General features: G+C 55.7%; 16 protein-coding genes. 10 read left to right on the top strand and 6 right to left on the bottom strand.

The features are described 5' to 3' along the window. The first annotated feature begins 34 nt into the window (after nt 1–34). The 4 genes from ACR0BK_RS07435 (at nt 35) to ACR0BK_RS07420 (ending at nt 2,889) form a co-directional block, all read left to right on the top strand. Nucleotides 35–661 (top strand): sulfotransferase, encoded by a 627-nt coding sequence (locus ACR0BK_RS07435; protein ID WP_480554208.1) that lies wholly within the window; start codon nt 35–37, stop codon nt 659–661. A 31-nt stretch (nt 662–692) separates the two neighbouring features. Beyond that, on the top strand, nt 693–1,472 hold the full coding sequence (locus ACR0BK_RS07430) for a succinate dehydrogenase iron-sulfur subunit (RefSeq protein WP_117870326.1): 780 nt from the start codon (nt 693–695) through the stop codon (nt 1,470–1,472). 122 nt (nt 1,473–1,594) lie between these two features. Further along, nucleotides 1,595–1,735, top strand: coding sequence for a hypothetical protein (locus tag ACR0BK_RS07425; RefSeq protein ID WP_267363816.1), 141 nt, complete (start codon nt 1,595–1,597; stop codon nt 1,733–1,735). 290 nt (nt 1,736–2,025) lie between these two features. Next, nucleotides 2,026–2,889, top strand: coding sequence for an urea carboxylase-associated family protein (locus ACR0BK_RS07420; RefSeq protein WP_480518457.1), 864 nt, complete (start codon nt 2,026–2,028; stop codon nt 2,887–2,889). Between the two features lie 24 nt (nt 2,890–2,913). Here the strand turns inward: ACR0BK_RS07420 and deoD are convergent, their stop codons facing one another. The 3 genes from deoD to ACR0BK_RS07405 all read right to left on the bottom strand — a co-directional run bounded on the left by deoD (nt 2,914) and on the right by ACR0BK_RS07405 (nt 6,144). Next, nucleotides 2,914–3,624 (bottom strand): purine-nucleoside phosphorylase, encoded by a 711-nt coding sequence (gene deoD / locus ACR0BK_RS07415; protein WP_480554207.1) that lies wholly within the window; start codon nt 3,622–3,624, stop codon nt 2,914–2,916. Nucleotides 3,625–3,641: 17 nt separating this feature from the next. Next, nucleotides 3,642–3,959, bottom strand: a complete 318-nt coding sequence (locus ACR0BK_RS07410; RefSeq protein WP_480494290.1) for an H-NS histone family protein — start codon at nt 3,957–3,959, stop codon at nt 3,642–3,644. Between the two features lie 124 nt (nt 3,960–4,083). Continuing rightward, a complete protein-coding gene (locus ACR0BK_RS07405) occupies nt 4,084–6,144 on the bottom strand; it encodes a methylmalonyl-CoA mutase family protein (protein ID WP_480518463.1) in 2,061 nt (686 codons plus the stop codon). A gap of 51 nt (nt 6,145–6,195) precedes the next feature. Here ACR0BK_RS07405 and ACR0BK_RS07400 point away from each other — a divergent pair, with 51 nt between their 5' ends. The 6 genes from ACR0BK_RS07400 (at nt 6,196) to ACR0BK_RS07375 (ending at nt 13,104) form a co-directional block, all read left to right on the top strand. Then, a complete protein-coding gene (locus ACR0BK_RS07400) occupies nt 6,196–7,560 on the top strand; it encodes a 1-acyl-sn-glycerol-3-phosphate acyltransferase (RefSeq protein WP_480554206.1) in 1,365 nt (454 codons plus the stop codon). A 134-nt stretch (nt 7,561–7,694) separates the two neighbouring features. Further along, nucleotides 7,695–8,978 carry a crotonyl-CoA carboxylase/reductase gene (ccrA, locus tag ACR0BK_RS07395; protein ID WP_480475116.1) on the top strand — a complete coding sequence of 428 codons (1,284 nt, stop codon included), beginning with the start codon at nt 7,695–7,697 and terminating at the stop codon, nt 8,976–8,978. A gap of 367 nt (nt 8,979–9,345) precedes the next feature. Continuing rightward, nucleotides 9,346–10,065, top strand: a complete 720-nt coding sequence (locus tag ACR0BK_RS07390; RefSeq protein WP_480518469.1) for a helix-turn-helix transcriptional regulator — start codon at nt 9,346–9,348, stop codon at nt 10,063–10,065. Nucleotides 10,066–10,147: 82 nt separating this feature from the next. After that, entirely contained in the window at nt 10,148–10,786 is a 639-nt protein-coding gene (locus tag ACR0BK_RS07385; protein ID WP_480518471.1) for an acyl-homoserine-lactone synthase, read from the top strand. A gap of 60 nt (nt 10,787–10,846) precedes the next feature. Continuing rightward, a complete protein-coding gene (locus ACR0BK_RS07380) occupies nt 10,847–12,388 on the top strand; it encodes an ATP-dependent DNA helicase (RefSeq protein WP_480554205.1) in 1,542 nt (513 codons plus the stop codon). Next, on the top strand, nt 12,376–13,104 hold the full coding sequence (locus ACR0BK_RS07375; protein ID WP_480554204.1) for an SDR family oxidoreductase: 729 nt from the start codon (nt 12,376–12,378) through the stop codon (nt 13,102–13,104). The genes ACR0BK_RS07380 and ACR0BK_RS07375 overlap by 13 nt, the downstream gene beginning before the upstream one ends. 3 nt (nt 13,105–13,107) lie before the next feature. On the opposite strand, the gene ACR0BK_RS07370 is transcribed toward ACR0BK_RS07375, so the two are convergent. The 3 genes from ACR0BK_RS07370 to ACR0BK_RS07360 form a co-directional block, all read right to left on the bottom strand. Then, nucleotides 13,108–13,875, bottom strand: a complete 768-nt coding sequence (locus tag ACR0BK_RS07370) for a TIGR02186 family protein (RefSeq protein ID WP_480483180.1) — start codon at nt 13,873–13,875, stop codon at nt 13,108–13,110. Between the two features lie 2 nt (nt 13,876–13,877). Beyond that, on the bottom strand, nt 13,878–14,798 hold the full coding sequence (locus tag ACR0BK_RS07365; protein WP_480475128.1) for a sulfite exporter TauE/SafE family protein: 921 nt from the start codon (nt 14,796–14,798) through the stop codon (nt 13,878–13,880). 91 nt (nt 14,799–14,889) lie between these two features. Continuing rightward, nucleotides 14,890–15,813, bottom strand: coding sequence for a sulfite exporter TauE/SafE family protein (locus ACR0BK_RS07360; RefSeq protein ID WP_480554203.1), 924 nt, complete (start codon nt 15,811–15,813; stop codon nt 14,890–14,892). Nucleotides 15,814–15,882: the final 69 nt, after the last annotated feature.

Here is a 15,882-nt window from a genome sequence, read left to right as displayed (position 1 = left end):
TTGGCCAGTGGTCGGTCCGCGTCCGGTGCTTGTCATGACGGTCGAGGTCCTGCAATCCGGTTCAGGCTATCCCAAGATCATCCTGATCGGGCTGAACCGCTGTGCAACGACCTCGTTTCACAGGCTGTTCCAGAACAGCGGGATACCGTCAGTTCATTGGGAAGATGACCAGGGCCGAAACCTTGCGCACCGCATGTTGACCAACATAGCCATGGGGCGACGACCACTGGACGGGTTCGGAGCGGCGCGGGCCTTCACCGACATCGCTTTCGTCAGCTCACGCTTCATGCTGGACGGGGCGCGTTTCTTCCGTGAATTGCACGCGGCTTACCCGGACGCCTTTTTCTTGCTGAACACGCGCAATCGCGATGACTGGATCGCATCCCGTGCCAACCATTCCGGCGGTAGGTACCTTGAGCGATGCTGCAAGGCCAATGGACAAACGGCCGATGAAGTGAAACACGGCTGGGCACATATGTATGATGTGCACCATGCCGAAGTAGAAGCCTATTTCGACGGCAACCCGCGCTTCCTGCGCTTTGATATCGACTGTGACGATCCGCAACGCGTTGCGGACTGGCTCGCGTCGGATTTTGACGTGAACATCGCCCATTGGGGGCATTATAACCGAGGGGCGTCTCAGCGCGCCCGGACAGGCTGAAAGGCGGCCTTGTGCTGAATGGAGAATTGACATGGTTCAACTGACCCTGCCCAAAAATTCCCGGATTATCACCGGCAAGACTTGGCCAAAGCCGGATGGCGCGACCAATGTGCGAAAGTTCCAGATCTATCGCTGGAACCCGGATGACGGACAGAACCCCCGTGTCGATACCTACTTTGTCGATATGGACACGTGCGGGCCGATGGTTTTGGACGCGCTGATCAAGATCAAGAACGAAATCGACCCGACCCTGACATTTCGCCGGTCATGCCGTGAAGGCATCTGCGGCTCGTGCGCGATGAATATTGACGGGATCAACACGCTGGCCTGTATCTATGGCATGGATGAGATCAAGGGCGACGTGAAAATCTATCCGCTGCCGCATATGCCTGTGGTCAAGGACCTTATCCCTGATCTAACCCATTTCTATGCCCAGCATGCGTCGATCATGCCGTGGCTGGAAACCAAGACCAACCGTCCTGCAAAGGAATGGAAGCAGTCGATCGAAGATCGGAAAAAGCTGGATGGTCTCTATGAGTGTGTGATGTGCGCCAGCTGCTCGACCTCGTGCCCGAGCTACTGGTGGAACGGCGACCGGTATCTCGGCCCTGCTGCTCTGTTGCACGCATATCGCTGGATCATCGACAGCCGGGATGAGGCCACGGGTGAGCGTCTGGACGAGTTGGAAGATCCGTTCAAGCTCTATCGCTGCCACACCATCATGAACTGCGCCAAGACTTGCCCCAAAGGTCTGAACCCGGCCAAGGCGATTGCCGAGATTAAAAAGATGATGGTCGAACGCGCGGTATAATAACCTGCACCGAATTGCGGTAAACGCATGTCGATCTTGCAAAATAAGGCGATGTAGCCCCGGCTGCATTGCCTTATTTTTTGGTCAGGGAGGAGCGATGAGTTCGAGTCAGGATCACTCCAATGAATGCAAACACATCCAAACAAAAAATCGACGCTAAAGAGGCGCTGAAACTGCTGGAGCAGGCATGGGCCTACTACACGCCGGAACCGGTTAAAGCCGACAAAGAGCCCGAGCTGTTCGAATACGCAAACGCGGCCTGATCCAATACGACAGCCCTTGAAAAACTTCGGTCAATCGGCAAAGCAGAGGAATGCCTGTTCTTCTGCTTTTGTTGGTCGCCGGAGTGTTCGCCTATTTTTTCTGGCGCTCGCGCCATTCAACGCTGACACGTGATTGTCGCTGGCGACAGGACAGACGTCATGGCATCTGGCGGTGCAACTATTGTGGAGCGGAAATCGCTGCGACGGACCAACCTATGCGATGCCTGAAGGCAAGTGATGGTTGAGAATAGGGCTTTTCGCGAGCCAGAGAATCCGCCACTCTGCACGCCATGACTGGTTCTGAGAATACTGCCCGCCCCCCCGAAGATGCCGAAGCCCGTCGTTCGGTCGCCCCTGTTATTTGTTATCCGAACGATGCCTTGCCGCGACCAGATTTGCCCTGGATGAGATCTGTACGCCAACGGGCAGTCAAAACCGGCGAAGTCCTGGTTCCTCCGCGTGAGGCGTGCTGTTTTGATGTACCTGCCGGGCATTTCTTTCGCATCACATCGGTTGAAGGCCCGCAGGTTGGCGATTTGAACCTGTGGAACCGCAATGATTTATCCGAGCGCTTTTATTCCGGAAAAACGCGGGCTTTGCATGGCACGCACCTGACCACCGGAGAGCGGATGTGGTCCAGTTTCCCACATCTGCGCCCGATGGCCACGATCATAGCGGATACACTGGAATGGTACGGGATCGATGCATACGGGGGATCGGTTCATGACGTAATCGGCACGCGTTGTGATCCATATACGGGCAATTTGCTGTCCGGCACGCAGTATCACCACTGTTGTCATTCCAACCTGACCCGCGCGCTGGCGGATCATCTGAGTATTCCGATGGATGAGGCCGAACCTGTGGTGCACGACGTTCTGAACGTCTTCATGTGTACCGGTTTCACTCGGGATACAGGTCAGTATTTCATGAAAGCATCGCCCGTTCGCCCCGGCGACTATCTGGAGTTCTTTGCTGAGATCGATCTGCTGGGCAATCTCAGCGCTTGTCCGGGTGGGGATTGTTCCTCCGAACATTCCTCGGACACAGCCGCGTGTTTTCCCTTGTTGGTCGAAACATTTGCCGCGACGGTCACAGACCTGGATGGCTGGGAAAGCCCGGCGCGCAATGGCTATGATCGCACGCACGGGCGCTAGGTTCAGCGGGCAACTACATCATTGTCAGCTGCTCGGAAATGCGGCCTGTAGCGCGATTTCCACCATGTCTCCAAAGCTGCTTTCACGTTCCGAGGATGGCAGAGCCTCTCCCGTTAGAAGGTGATCGGAAACGGTGAGAACTGCCAGAGCACGGCATTTGTGGCGCGCTGCAAGGATATAGAGCTCGGCCGCCTCCATTTCGACGCCGAGAATCCCGTGGCGCACCATCTGTTCATTCAGGTCCGGGCGCTCATCATAGAAAACGTCCGAAGAATAAATCCCGCCGACATGGGTAGGGGTTGCTTTGGCAGCCGCCGCCTTTGCGGCCGCCTGCAACAAACTCCAATCGGCGCAGGGTGCAAAGTTCAGTTCTTTCATGATACCGCGTGACGGCGTACTCAGCGTTGTTGACGTCATTGCCAGAATGACGTCTCGAATTTTTACGCTTTCCTGCATTCCGCCACACGACCCAATTCGGATCAGGGTTTTTGCGCCGTAATCGCAAATTAACTCGTTTACGTAAATGGAGAGCGAGGGCATTCCCATGCCGCTACCCTGTATCGTTACAGGATTTCCCTTCCAATTTCCGGTAAACCCAAGCATCCCCCGAACGTTATTGACTTGCTTCACATCGTCCAAAAACGTCTCGGCCGCCCATTTCGCCCGATAAGGATCTCCGGGTAATAGAACGGTTTCTGCAATTTCACCTTTTTCAGCGCCGATATGAATTGTCATTGTTTGTTCCGCCCCGATCAGATTTCAAGATCGGAAATATCGGCACCCGCCTGCAACGCGTCATGCACCCATTTCGGCTTGCGGCCACGACCTGTCCAGGTTTGTTCCGGATTGGCAGGGTTGCGGTATTTTTCTTTTGTTTTCGTGTTCTTGGATGCGCGAGGTGCGTCGCCTGAAAGCTCGGACAGCGAGTATCCGAATTCCGCGGCAGCCTTTTCTGCGGCTTTCAAAGCCTCACGGCGCTCGCGTTTTTCGGCTCCTACCAAGGCTTTTTCGACATCGTCACGCAATGCCAAAAGGTCTTTACGCGACATCTGTTCAAGATTGATCCCCATCATTCATCTCCGAAGGATATTATTTACGGTGCACTTGAGTGCGCACCGTAATTCTAACGAATGGTTTATTCCATCCCAAATATCAAAAGGGAAGAAACGGGGAATTAAGGGTCTAAAACCTCAGTTACTCGGCTGCGAGGTTTTTGGGGTCAACCAGTGTTACGATATCGCTCATGATCGCATTAAGTTCAAAGTTTTTGGGGGTGTAAACCTTGGCTACACCCATGGCTTTCAATTTTGCGGCATCGTCATCCGGAATAATTCCGCCAACAACCACGGGAATGTGAGACAAGCCAGCCTTCTGCAGCCGATCCATTACATCTTCGACCAAAGGCAGATGGCTACCGGACAGGATCGACAACCCGATGACATGTGCGTCATCGTCGCGGGCTGAGGTGACAATTTCTTCCGGGGTCAGCCGGATACCCTCATAGCTGATATCCATGCCGCAGTCGCGGGCACGGAACGCGATTTGTTCGGCGCCGTTGGAATGGCCGTCCAATCCCGGTTTTCCAACCAGAAATTTCAGGCGTCGCCCCAGTTTGTCGCTGACGGCATCAACCGCCGCGCGCAGGTCATCCAACCCTTCGGTTTTGTTCGAGACCGATCCGGAAACGCCGGTCGGACCACGATAAGTGCCGAAGACCTTGCGCATCTCTTCGGCCCATTCGCCGGTGGTCACACCCGCCTTGGCAGCGGCAATGGACGGCTCCATGACGTTTGCTCCTGTCTGAGCCGCTTGGCGCAACGCGGCCAAGGTCGCTGCAACAGCCGCTTCGTCCCGCTCAGCCCGCCACGCATTCAAGCGGTCGATCTGTTCCTGTTCCACGGCAGGATCAACGACCATGATGCCGCCATCTTCAGTCTGAAGGGGGGAAGCCTCGCCTTCCATCCATTTGTTCACGCCGACAACGACGGTTTCGTTGCGTTCGATCCGGTTCAGACGTTCGGCGTTGGAATCCACAAGGCGGGATTTCATATACTCAATAGACGCAACCGCACCGCCCATCGAATCTAGGTTTGCCAGCTCTGCCCGCGCGCCTGCTTTCAATTCTTCGACCTTGGCATCAACAGCCGGGTTGCCATCGAACAGGTCATCGAATTCCAACAGATCAGTTTCATAGGCCAGAATTTGCTGCATCCGCATGGACCATTGCTGGTCCCAGGGGCGTGGCAGGCCAAGTGCCTCGTTCCATGCAGGCAACTGCACCGCGCGGGCGCGCGCGCTTTTCGACAGCGTCACGGCCAGCATTTCAATAAGGATGCGGTATACGTTGTTCTCTGGCTGCTGTTCGGTCAGGCCCAGTGAGTTTACCTGCACACCATAGCGGAAGCGGCGGAACTTTGGGTTCTCAACACTATACCGCTGTTGCAGAATTTCATCCCAAAGATCAACAAACGCGCGCATTTTGCACATTTCGGTAACAAAACGGATTCCTGCATTCACGAAAAACGAAATCCGACCACACAGTGCCGGAAAATCTTCGACCGGAACACGGGGGCGCAGCTCGTCCAGCACGGCAATGGCTGTTGCCAGCGCATAAGCAAGTTCTTGTTCCGGTGTCGCGCCTGCCTCTTGCAGGTGATAGGAACACACATTCATCGGGTTCCACTTGGGGACGTTGGAATAGCAATACTCAGCCACGTCTGCGATCATCTTCAGCGACGGTTTTGGCGGGCAAACATAAGTGCCCCGGCTCAGATATTCCTTGATCAGGTCGTTCTGGACCGTGCCCTGCAATTTGGAAACGTCAGCGCCTTGTTCCTCGGCCGCGGCGATGTAAAGGGCTAGCAACCAAGGGGCGGTCGCGTTGATCGTCATTGACGTGTTCATCTGTTCCAGCGGAATCTGATCGAACAAAACCCGCATATCGCCCAGATGGCAGACGGGCACCCCGACCTTGCCAACTTCGCCACGTGCCAACGTGTGGTCACTGTCATATCCGGTCTGGGTGGGCAGATCGAAGGCAACTGAAAGACCGGTTTGCCCTTTGGCGAGGTTGCCACGATAAAGCGCGTTCGAGGCCTTGGCGGTAGAATGACCGGCATAGGTCCGGATGAGCCAGGGGCGATCTTTCTGCATCTGCGTCATGAAGGGGCCTCGCGTTTCGGTGGGCAATAAAATTACGTCCTGAGGTTCTAAAGCGCAATTTTCGGGACATGTCAATTCGCTGCGTTGCGGCATCCCGCAATTGTTCAGATTGTGAGCAGCTGCGATTGGTGGCAAGGTGCGGCCATGACGCAAACCGTGGAACTTCCGCTTTGGCTTTTTGTGCTGATCGTGGTCTTTGCCATGGTTACTTTCGCTTCACATTTTCTGTTCCCGTCAGTCCGATGGTTTTTCCGCCGCCGGTTGGAACGTGCCGTGGCGCGTTTGAACCAGCGCCTGCAACGTCCGATCCAACCGTTCAAGCTGGCCCGTCGGCACGACATGATTCAACGGCTGATTTATGATCCGCAGGTTGGTAAAGCGGTTCAGCATCACGCCCTCGAAACTGGAATACCCGAAGCCGTTGCGTCCGAACAGGCACGCCGCTATGCCCGCGAGATCGTGCCGTCCTTTTCCGCCTTCGCCTATTTCAGTTTTGCGATCCGGCTAGCCCGGCTGTTAAGCAACACGTTCTACGAGGTGCGGCTTAGCTACGAGGACGAAGACGCGGTCAGGACAATCGACCGTGATGCAACCGTTGTTTTTGTGATGAACCACAGAAGCAATATGGACTACGTGTTGGTTACATATCTGGCGGCCCCGCACTCTGCTTTATCCTACGCAGTAGGAGAATGGGCGCGGGTTTGGCCGCTGAGCCGGTTGATCCGGGCAATGGGGGCCTACTTTATCCGGCGCAAGTCAGGCAGCGAGCTCTACCGGCAGGTTTTGTCCACCTATGTGCGCCATGCGACCGAAGCCGGTGTTACGCAAGCCATGTTTCCAGAAGGTGGTTTAAGCCTGACAGGAGCGCTCGCCCGCCCAAAGCTTGGATTGCTCAAGTATATAATGGATGGGACGACGTCGCAGGGGCGTGATGTCGTATTCGTTCCTGTCGCTTTGAATTATGACCGCGTGCTTGAAGACACCATTCTGACCCGCGCAGCGTTAGGAACAGAACGTCGTTTTCGGGCCCGGATCGGGGTCATCACGCGTTGGATTCTCAAACAGTTCTGGCGGCGAGTGATCGGGCGCTACAAGCGGTTCGGGCTGGCATCGGTCCGGTACGGAATCCCGATTTCTCTGAAAGAGTTCCGGGCCGAGGGCAGTGACGACATGATGACCGATCTGGCGCGCACATTGATGCAGCGTATCCAGAACGCGATCCCGTTGGTCCCGGCCCCTGCGGCTTGTTTGCTGATACGTGACAATGGGCCGATGGCGGAACAGGATCTGCGGTCCTGTATTCAGGCGATGATGGAACGTGACGGTAAGCAGACCCAAGACAATGCGTCGGCCATATCAAGCGCTTTGGATCAGTTGATTGAACGACGGATACTCAAGCGGCAGGGGCATGTTCTTTCCGAATCTGGCCAACGCGGTGATTTGCTGGAGTATTATGCAGCGTCTGTACCGGTTTCCGCGCGCCCTTCTGTTTCTGCGTATGCAAAATAATTTCTGCGACCGCTGGGTCATAAAATTACAATTTAGCATCAAAAACGGTTGCAATATTTCGCGATGGCCAATATTTCATCTGATAAAGCACGCGATTCTGCGTCGCGGCAAAAGTATTGAAAAAGGAGGCCAGCATGGCTTTGGACACCGAAACCGGTATCGCGTCGTATGAGGCACCTGAAAAAGACCTCTATGAAATGGGTGAGATCCCTCCGATGGGATATGTCCCGAAACAAATGTACGCATGGGCCATCCGAAAGGAACGCCATGGCGAGCCAAACACTGCGATGCAGCAGGAAGTGGTCGATGTACCCACGCTGGACAGCAATGAGGTACTTGTTCTGGTGATGGCAGCAGGCGTTAACTACAACGGTGTCTGGGCTGCACTGGGCCAGCCGATCAGCCCCTTCGATGGCCACAAGGCACCGTACCATGTCGCAGGCTCTGATGCATCGGGTATCGTCTGGGCTGTTGGTGACAAGGTCAAGCGCTGGAAGGTTGGCGATGAAGTTGTCATCCACTGCAACCAGGACGATGGCGACGACGAAGAATGCAACGGCGGCGACCCAATGTACTCGACCAGTCAGCGGATCTGGGGCTATGAAACACCTGACGGCTCGTTCAGCCAGTTCACACGCGTGCAAGCTCAGCAGTTGATGCCGCGCCCCAAGCACCTGACCTGGGAAGAAGCGGCGTGCTACACGCTGACACTCGCGACAGCTTACCGTATGCTGTTTGGTCACGAACCGCACGACCTGAAACCGGGTCAGAACGTTCTGGTCTGGGGTGCCTCGGGCGGTCTGGGGTCTTATGCTATCCAGTTGATCAACACAGCCGGGGCAAACGCGATCGGGGTGATTTCGGACGAAAGCAAGCGCGATTTCGTCATGGGTCTGGGCGCAAAAGGGGTTTTGAACCGCCGCGACTTTAATTGCTGGGGCCAACTGCCCACGGTCAATACGCCTGAATACGCCGAGTGGTTCAAAGAGGCCCGCAAGTTCGGCAAGGCGATCTGGGATATCACCGGCAAGGGCAACAATGTCGACATGGTGTTCGAGCATCCGGGCGAAAGCACCTTCCCGGTCTCGACCTTCGTGGTGAAAAAAGGCGGCATGGTTGTGATTTGTGCGGGGACGTCCGGGTTCAACTGCACATTCGACGTACGTTACATGTGGATGCACCAGAAACGCCTGCAGGGTTCGCATTTTGCCCATCTGAAACAAGCGGCAGCGGCGAACAAGCTGATGGTCGAGCGCCGTCTGGACCCCTGTATGTCCGAGGTGTTTGCCTGGAACGACCTTCCGGAAGCACATATGAAAATGCTGCGGAATGAACACAAGCCGGGCAACATGTCTGTGCTTGTTCAGGCGCCGCGTACCGGGCTGCGCACACTCGAAGAAGTTTTGGACGCAGGCTGAAACAGTTCAGGACCTTAGACAAAAACCACCCGCGAATCGCACTGCCGGTTCGCGGGTGGTTTGCTGTTTGCAGACCTTTTTCATGGTTTCAAATGCTTGCGATTATTACTCCCGCTATTTTTGGGGAGTAGAAACCGGTGAATAGGTCGAAAAAGATCATACATGTTATGGTTGTGTTAACGCTTCGTTAACTGTTTCAGAGAGACCCTGATGGCGCAAAATGAGTGGATATTGGACGTACTATCGGACCTCAACGCTTTTGCCGTTGCGAATGGGTTGAGCGCGCTTGCAGAACAGCTTGATGATACAAGGCTGATTGCGGCGGCCGAGATCGCGTCCCTAAAGAACGAGGCACGGGCGCCCGCGGATGGGAACGAAAACCGATTTGGGTCAAATCCTTCAGGATTTGGAAAACACCAGCACGCTTGAAGAGCTCAGCACCGTTGCCGAATGTCTGCGAGACACTTTGAAGGTCGCACATCTGACATATCACTGGGTTGACGGCGCGGGGGACCAATACGGCTATACGACCTACTCAGACGCCTGGGACGAACGATACAGGGAAAAAAACTATCATCGTATTGATCCTGTAATTCTGGGGTGTTTCCAGCGATTTCACCCGGTTGACTGGAAGTCTCTGGACTGGTCCAGCAAGGTGGCCAAATCATTCCTTCAGGATGCCCACGACCATGGGGTCGGCAATCAGGGATACTCGATCCCGATCCGAGGGCCAAACGGCCAGTTCGCTCTTTTTACCGTTAACCATAGTTGCGACGATCAAACTTGGCAGACCTTCATCTCGACCTTTGGGCGCGAGTTGATTCTTGTTGCGCACTATATCAATCGCAAAGCGCTGGAGTTTGAAAAAGACAGGCAACCGGATGCAACGCGCAGCCTGTCGCCCCGTGAAATCGACGCCATTACCCTTTTGGCACTGGGTTACAGCCGCGCTCAGGTGGCGCATTCCCTGTCGATTTCCGAACACACGTTACGCGTTTACATTGAAAGCGCCCGATCGAAACTCGGAGCCCTTAACACGACCCACGCAATAGCAACGGCACTCAGCCGGGGATTAATAGTCGTTTAAGGGCAAAGCGTCCTCAAAACGCAATATTAACCACGACTCTGTACCCCCTTCGTTCCTGCACAGGACGACAAGGGGAAAAGTCATGTTGCGTTATCTATATGCCGATGAGTTACACAGATTTCCGACTCTGGCTGAGGGGATGTTCAAGGATCGCGCAGATCAGTTCAAAACCCGGTTGGGGTGGGACGTCCATGTCAACAAAAAAGGAGAAGAGCGGGATGAGTACGACGACCTCAACCCGCTTTATGTCATCTGGGAAGAACCGGATGGCAGCCATGGTGGGTCAATGCGGGTATTGCCGACAACCGGCCGGGTAATGATCAATGAGGTGTTTGGGCATCTCAACGGTGGAAAGCCGATTTGCAGCCCTCTGATCTGGGAGGTGACCCGGTTCTGCCTGTCCCGCACAGCCAGCCCGCACACTGCCGGGGCCATCATGCTCAGCGGCGGTGAGATGATGGAGGGCTTTGGCCTGACGCATATTGCCGGTGTATTTGATGCCCGCATGATCCGGATCTATCGTCTGATCGGGTCGTCCCCCGAGGTTCTTGGAACCCAAGGCACAGGGCGTGACCAGATCTCGGTCGGGCTATGGCCCTATTCAGCGGATGATTGCAACCGCGTGGCCGAACGGGCGGGCATCCCGCGTGAGCTTTCGCGCATGTGGTTCAATGCAGCTTTCGGGCGATCCAAACTGCACCGATTTGCCCTGTCTGCCTAAGGACCGGAAAACGCAAATCCGCATCTGGTGATGGTTGGCGCGGCCCTGTAGGGTCGCGCCATGTCTTTGCCGAATGTGACCTTCTCAGATGATCAGGCCGCCGCGTATGACAGCATCGCCGAGATGCTGCGCTCAGCCGGTGTCGACCTAGAGGACGATGCCCTTCTGAAACTGCCGGGGGCAGGGAAGTCTGGCGTGATGGCTGTGATCGGCAAGGCCGGGTCCGGCAAGACGTTGCTGTTGGCCAAACTTTACAAAGCGCTGGCTGAGACCGGTGTTCAGGTCGTGTCCGGCGACTACGAAAGTCGTAAATCCAGAGACAAGCGCAGCCTTGCTATTCTGGCCCCTACGAACAAAGCCGCAAGTGTTCTGCGCCTTCGAGGTGTTCCGGCAACCACAATTCACCGCATCCTTTATACGCCGGTCTATGACCCGGAATACGAGCGTATCGCCGAATGGCTGGCCGGAAATGACGAGCGCCCCGAGATCGAAGGTCTGACAGACGAAGCTTTGGACCGTGCTGCTGCGTTTTATCGTAACAACAAATCGATTCCCGGAGCGCTGGCCGCTGCCGGATTGCGCGGATCTGACTTCATTACAGGTTGGAAACGCCGCGAGGAACCGCTGGACATCGGGTTTGTCGACGAGGCGTCGATGCTGGATGATCGTCAGTTCGAAGACCTGAAAGAGATATTCCCGACCCTTCTGCTGTTCGGTGATCCCGCACAGCTGGCTCCGGTCAATCAGTCCGGCAGCATGGTGTTTGAAGCCTTGCCCGAACCACGAAAGCTGACGCTTCAGCGGGTACATCGGCAAGACGCGGATAACCCGATCCTGGATCTGGCGCACGCTCTTGCCAATCCGTCGATGGGATTTGAAGAATTTGAGCGTTTGGTCGAAGACACCGCCCGCCGGGATGACAGGGTCGTTTGGGGGCAGCGGGTCGAAGTTGATCTGATGGCGCGCAGCCCGGTTCTGGTCTGGCGCAACGCCACGCGCATTCGTTTGATACAGGCGTTCAGGCAAGTTCATGGCGCACCGGATACGGAGCTTTTGGAAGGTGAGCCGCTGATCTGCGACGGGATCGAGTTGCCGTTGAAGCACCGCAAAAAGCGGTTGGATCTTGAGGCGCGCGGCCTGATCAAGGGGGCCCAGGTTGTCTATCTTGGTCCCGGTCGCAAGCCGGGGTTTTCTCGCTTGCATGTGATCGGGGCCGAAGACCCACAGGTCAGCGCCGCGTCGATTGTCCAGATCGAAAAACCGGATGAGGAAGAGCCCTTCATTCCTTTTGCCGCCCGTATGGGGGCGACGTTTTTGCACGGGGCTGCAGTGACGATACACAAGGCACAAGGATCACAGTGGGACACGGTTCAGGTGTTTGCCCCTGACATTTACGCCGCCGCCCGGATGGGCCGTACTGAGGCCGGGCAGCCTTTGTGGAAGCGTTTGGCTTATGTCGCGATCACCCGCGCACAGGAGCGTTTGATCTGGGTGGTTCGCAATCGATTGTCAAAACCCACCCACCCGTTGCAGATAGATGATTTGCGCGCGGTCCCCGCAGTTTCACTCGCACTGAAGGCAGAAGAGACATGGGTTCCATAATCGTAACTGGTGCAAGCTCTGGCATCGGTCGGGCCACCGCCGAGCTTTTTCTGGCGCAGGGCTGGACGGTCGGGCTGCTGGCGCGCAGCGCGGACAAGCTGAATGCCCTCGCGCAAGAATACCCGGCGGCCATAGCAATGCCCGCCGATGTGACCGACCCGGACGCAGTCAAACAGGCGTTCCACGTATTCATGGATCGGACAGGGCGACTTGATGTTCTGTTTAACAACGCTGGTATTTTTGCCCGCGGGGGCACAATCGACGAAATCGCGTTGGACGATTGGTATCAAACCGTCAACGTCAACCTGAACGGTATGTTTCTATGCGCGCGTGAGGCCTTTGGGATCATGCGTCATCAAAGCCCGCAGGGCGGGCGGATCATCAATAACGGATCGATTGCAGCGCATGTTCCGCGTCCGAATTCTGTACATTATTCGGCGACCAAACATGCCATTACGGGGCTGACGCGCAGCCTTTCACTGGATGGACGATCCTTTGGAATTGCATGTGGTCAGATCGATATCGGCAACGCACGCACGCAGATGGTTCAGGATCTGGTGGATGCGGCGCAGGCGGCAGGCCAGACGCCGGACCCAACCATGGCGGTTGAAGATGCCGCGCGGTCCGTTCTGCATATGGCCACCCTGCCGCCCGAAGCGAATGTGCAGTTCATGACGGTCATGGCCACGACCATGCCCTATATCGGCAGGGGGTGAGTGTCAGTTTTCCCGCAACAGACGGAACGCTGTCGACGCGCCCCAACCCGCGGCAATTGCGATAACCAATGACATCAGCCCGTACCAAACGGGTTGCTGACGGGACATATTGTACAGAAACCGCTCCAACCCGACTTTGCGGACGTCGATTTTGGTTTCGTATTGCGATACAACCTCTCCTCCGCGGGTCAGGAAGATCCGAGCTGAGTAATCCCCTTCGGTCAGGTCCGCAGGCATGTCAATTGACGTCCGGAACAAGGTTTGTTCGTCCACGGCCACAGTGTTCTCGCGGATGGAATACAGCTGTTCAGATTCACGGATACGGATCACGGCATCTGCAAAATCCTGAGCACCACGGATGTGCATCGCCGCTCCGACCGACCGGATCGCGCGTTCGATCGAAATGCGGTGACGCAGGTCTTCGGTATCGGTCAGAATTTGATCCAACGGTTCGCTGGTGGCAACTGCGTAGAAACTTGGTGCCAGGTCGACCAGAACGCTATCGGTGTTTACCCAAATCCCAAGCTTTCGCTCTTTGCGGCGAACCGTTACGGGCTCGGACGGGCCTGCAACCGCTACAATAACCGCGACTGGTGGGCCTGGCGGAATGGGTGATTCCCGTTTGATGGCCCCGAAAATGAGGATCTCAGACCCGTCAAAGTCGGCAGTGATCGCAACACGATCCTGGCTGAGGCCCAGGACGACCTGCTCTTCATCGGCTGCGGCGGGCAGGCAGAACAGGCACAAAGCGGCAAAGACATAGCGCAGCATTCTTAATGCCCCCCGCTGTTGCCAAGCGAATAAAGCTCGGATGGTTCAAGAAGCAAATCAAGGGCCAGCTTGCCGCAGACGACCAGAACCAGCGCCGCCAACAGAACGCGTAGTTGTTCTGCCGGCATGCGCGAACCGATTACGGTTCCGATCTGGGCGCCAATGACGCCCCCGACCAGCAGCAATACCGCCAGGACAATGTCCACTGTATAGTTGGTGGTCGCGTGCAGCATCGTGGTAAATGCGGTTACGAAGATGATCTGAAACAACGATGTGCCGACAACGACTTTCGTGGGCATTCCCAGCAGGTAAATCATCGCCGGGACCATGATGAAGCCGCCACCGACCCCCATAATCGCGGACAAGACCCCGACGCTTAGACCAACTACAACCGGTGGAATGACCGAGATATAAAGACCTGATGTGCGAAAGCGCATCTTGAAGGGCATCGAATGAACCCAGCCACGTTGGCGGCGCTTGGCTGGCGCTGCCCCGCCTTTCTTGGCTTTGCGCAGCGCCCTCAAGCTTTCGATGAACATCAGGCTGCCAATGATACCAAGGAAGACCACGTAACAAAGGGTTACCAGAAGGTCGACCTGGCCTAGGCTTTTTAGATAGTTAAAGACAACAACGCCCAATGCAGCCCCGACTAGACCGCCTGTCAACAAAACCGTACCCATCTTGAGGTCAACGGTCTTTCGTCGAAAATGGGCCAGCACCCCGGAAAAGGACGATGCAACAATCTGATTGGCCTCTGTCGCAACCGCAACAGCCGGTGGTATGCCAATGAAAAACAGCAGCGGCGTCATGAGAAACCCGCCGCCGACCCCGAACATCCCCGACAGAATTCCAACCATTCCACCCAGACCAAGGAGTAGAAATGCATTTACCGAGACTTCGGCTATGGGCAGGTAAATATGCATGATACCGTCACTTTGCGCTGGGTCTTGGCTTGCCTTCTATCAAACTCGAATTCAAGAGCGGTTATTGTCGCGTGGTACGGAGAAAACAACATCATACCCCTCCAGGCTCTGCCAGAGAAAAGATCTCCAACGGCGGCAATAGAAGGTCAAATCCGATCTTTCCGGCAACGCCCATGACCAGCAACGCCAACAGAATGCGCAGCTGTTCGGCTTTCAGACGTGCACCGATCTGCGTCCCCAATTGCGCGCCCAGAACGCCGCCAAGCAACAAGAACAGGGCAAGCACTATGTCGACGCTGAAATTTGTCGACGCATGTATCATGGTTGTGAAACCGGCGACGAAAATGATCTGGAACAGGGATGTCCCGATAACCACTTTGGTCGGAATGCCAAGAACATAGATCATCGCGGGTACCATGATGAACCCGCCGCCGACACCCATGATCGCCGACAGGATGCCAACACCAAACCCGACCAGTGCAGGTGGTATGACCGAGATGTAAAGGCTTGATGCCCGAAACCGCATCTTGAAGGGCAGTGTGTGAACCCATGTACGCTGGCGTCGCTTGGGGGCAGGTTGATACCCGGACTTTCTGGCTTTTCGGATGGCGGCAAGGCTTTCAATGAACATCAGGGTTCCGATGGCCCCCAGAAACACGACATAGCAAATCTGTACAGCCAGATCGACCTGTCCGAGATGCTTGAGAAAATTGAAAACCACCATACCCAGGGCCGCGCCAAACAACCCTCCGGTCAGCAGAACGCTTCCCATTTTCAGGTCCACGGTCTTGCGCCTGAGATGCGCCAACAATCCCGAAATGGAAGAAGCGACAACCTGATTGGCTGATGTCGCAACGGCAACCGCCGGGGGAATGCCGATAAAAAACAGCAGCGGAGTGATCAAAAATCCTCCGCCGACCCCGAACATACCAGATAAAACACCGACGACCCCACCGATCCCCAACAGCAGGAATGGGCTGACAGAAACTTCGGCTATGGGAAGGTATACGTGCATACCCTCTTAGAACGGTTGCAGCATGCAAAATCAACTCTGCATGCCGCCTTGCAGCGAACAGGACCGAAA

The sequence above is a fragment of the Ruegeria sp. AF1 genome (assembly GCF_056542125.1).
Note: the sequence above shows the minus strand (reverse complement) of the source record. Positions and strands in the feature narration are given on the sequence as shown.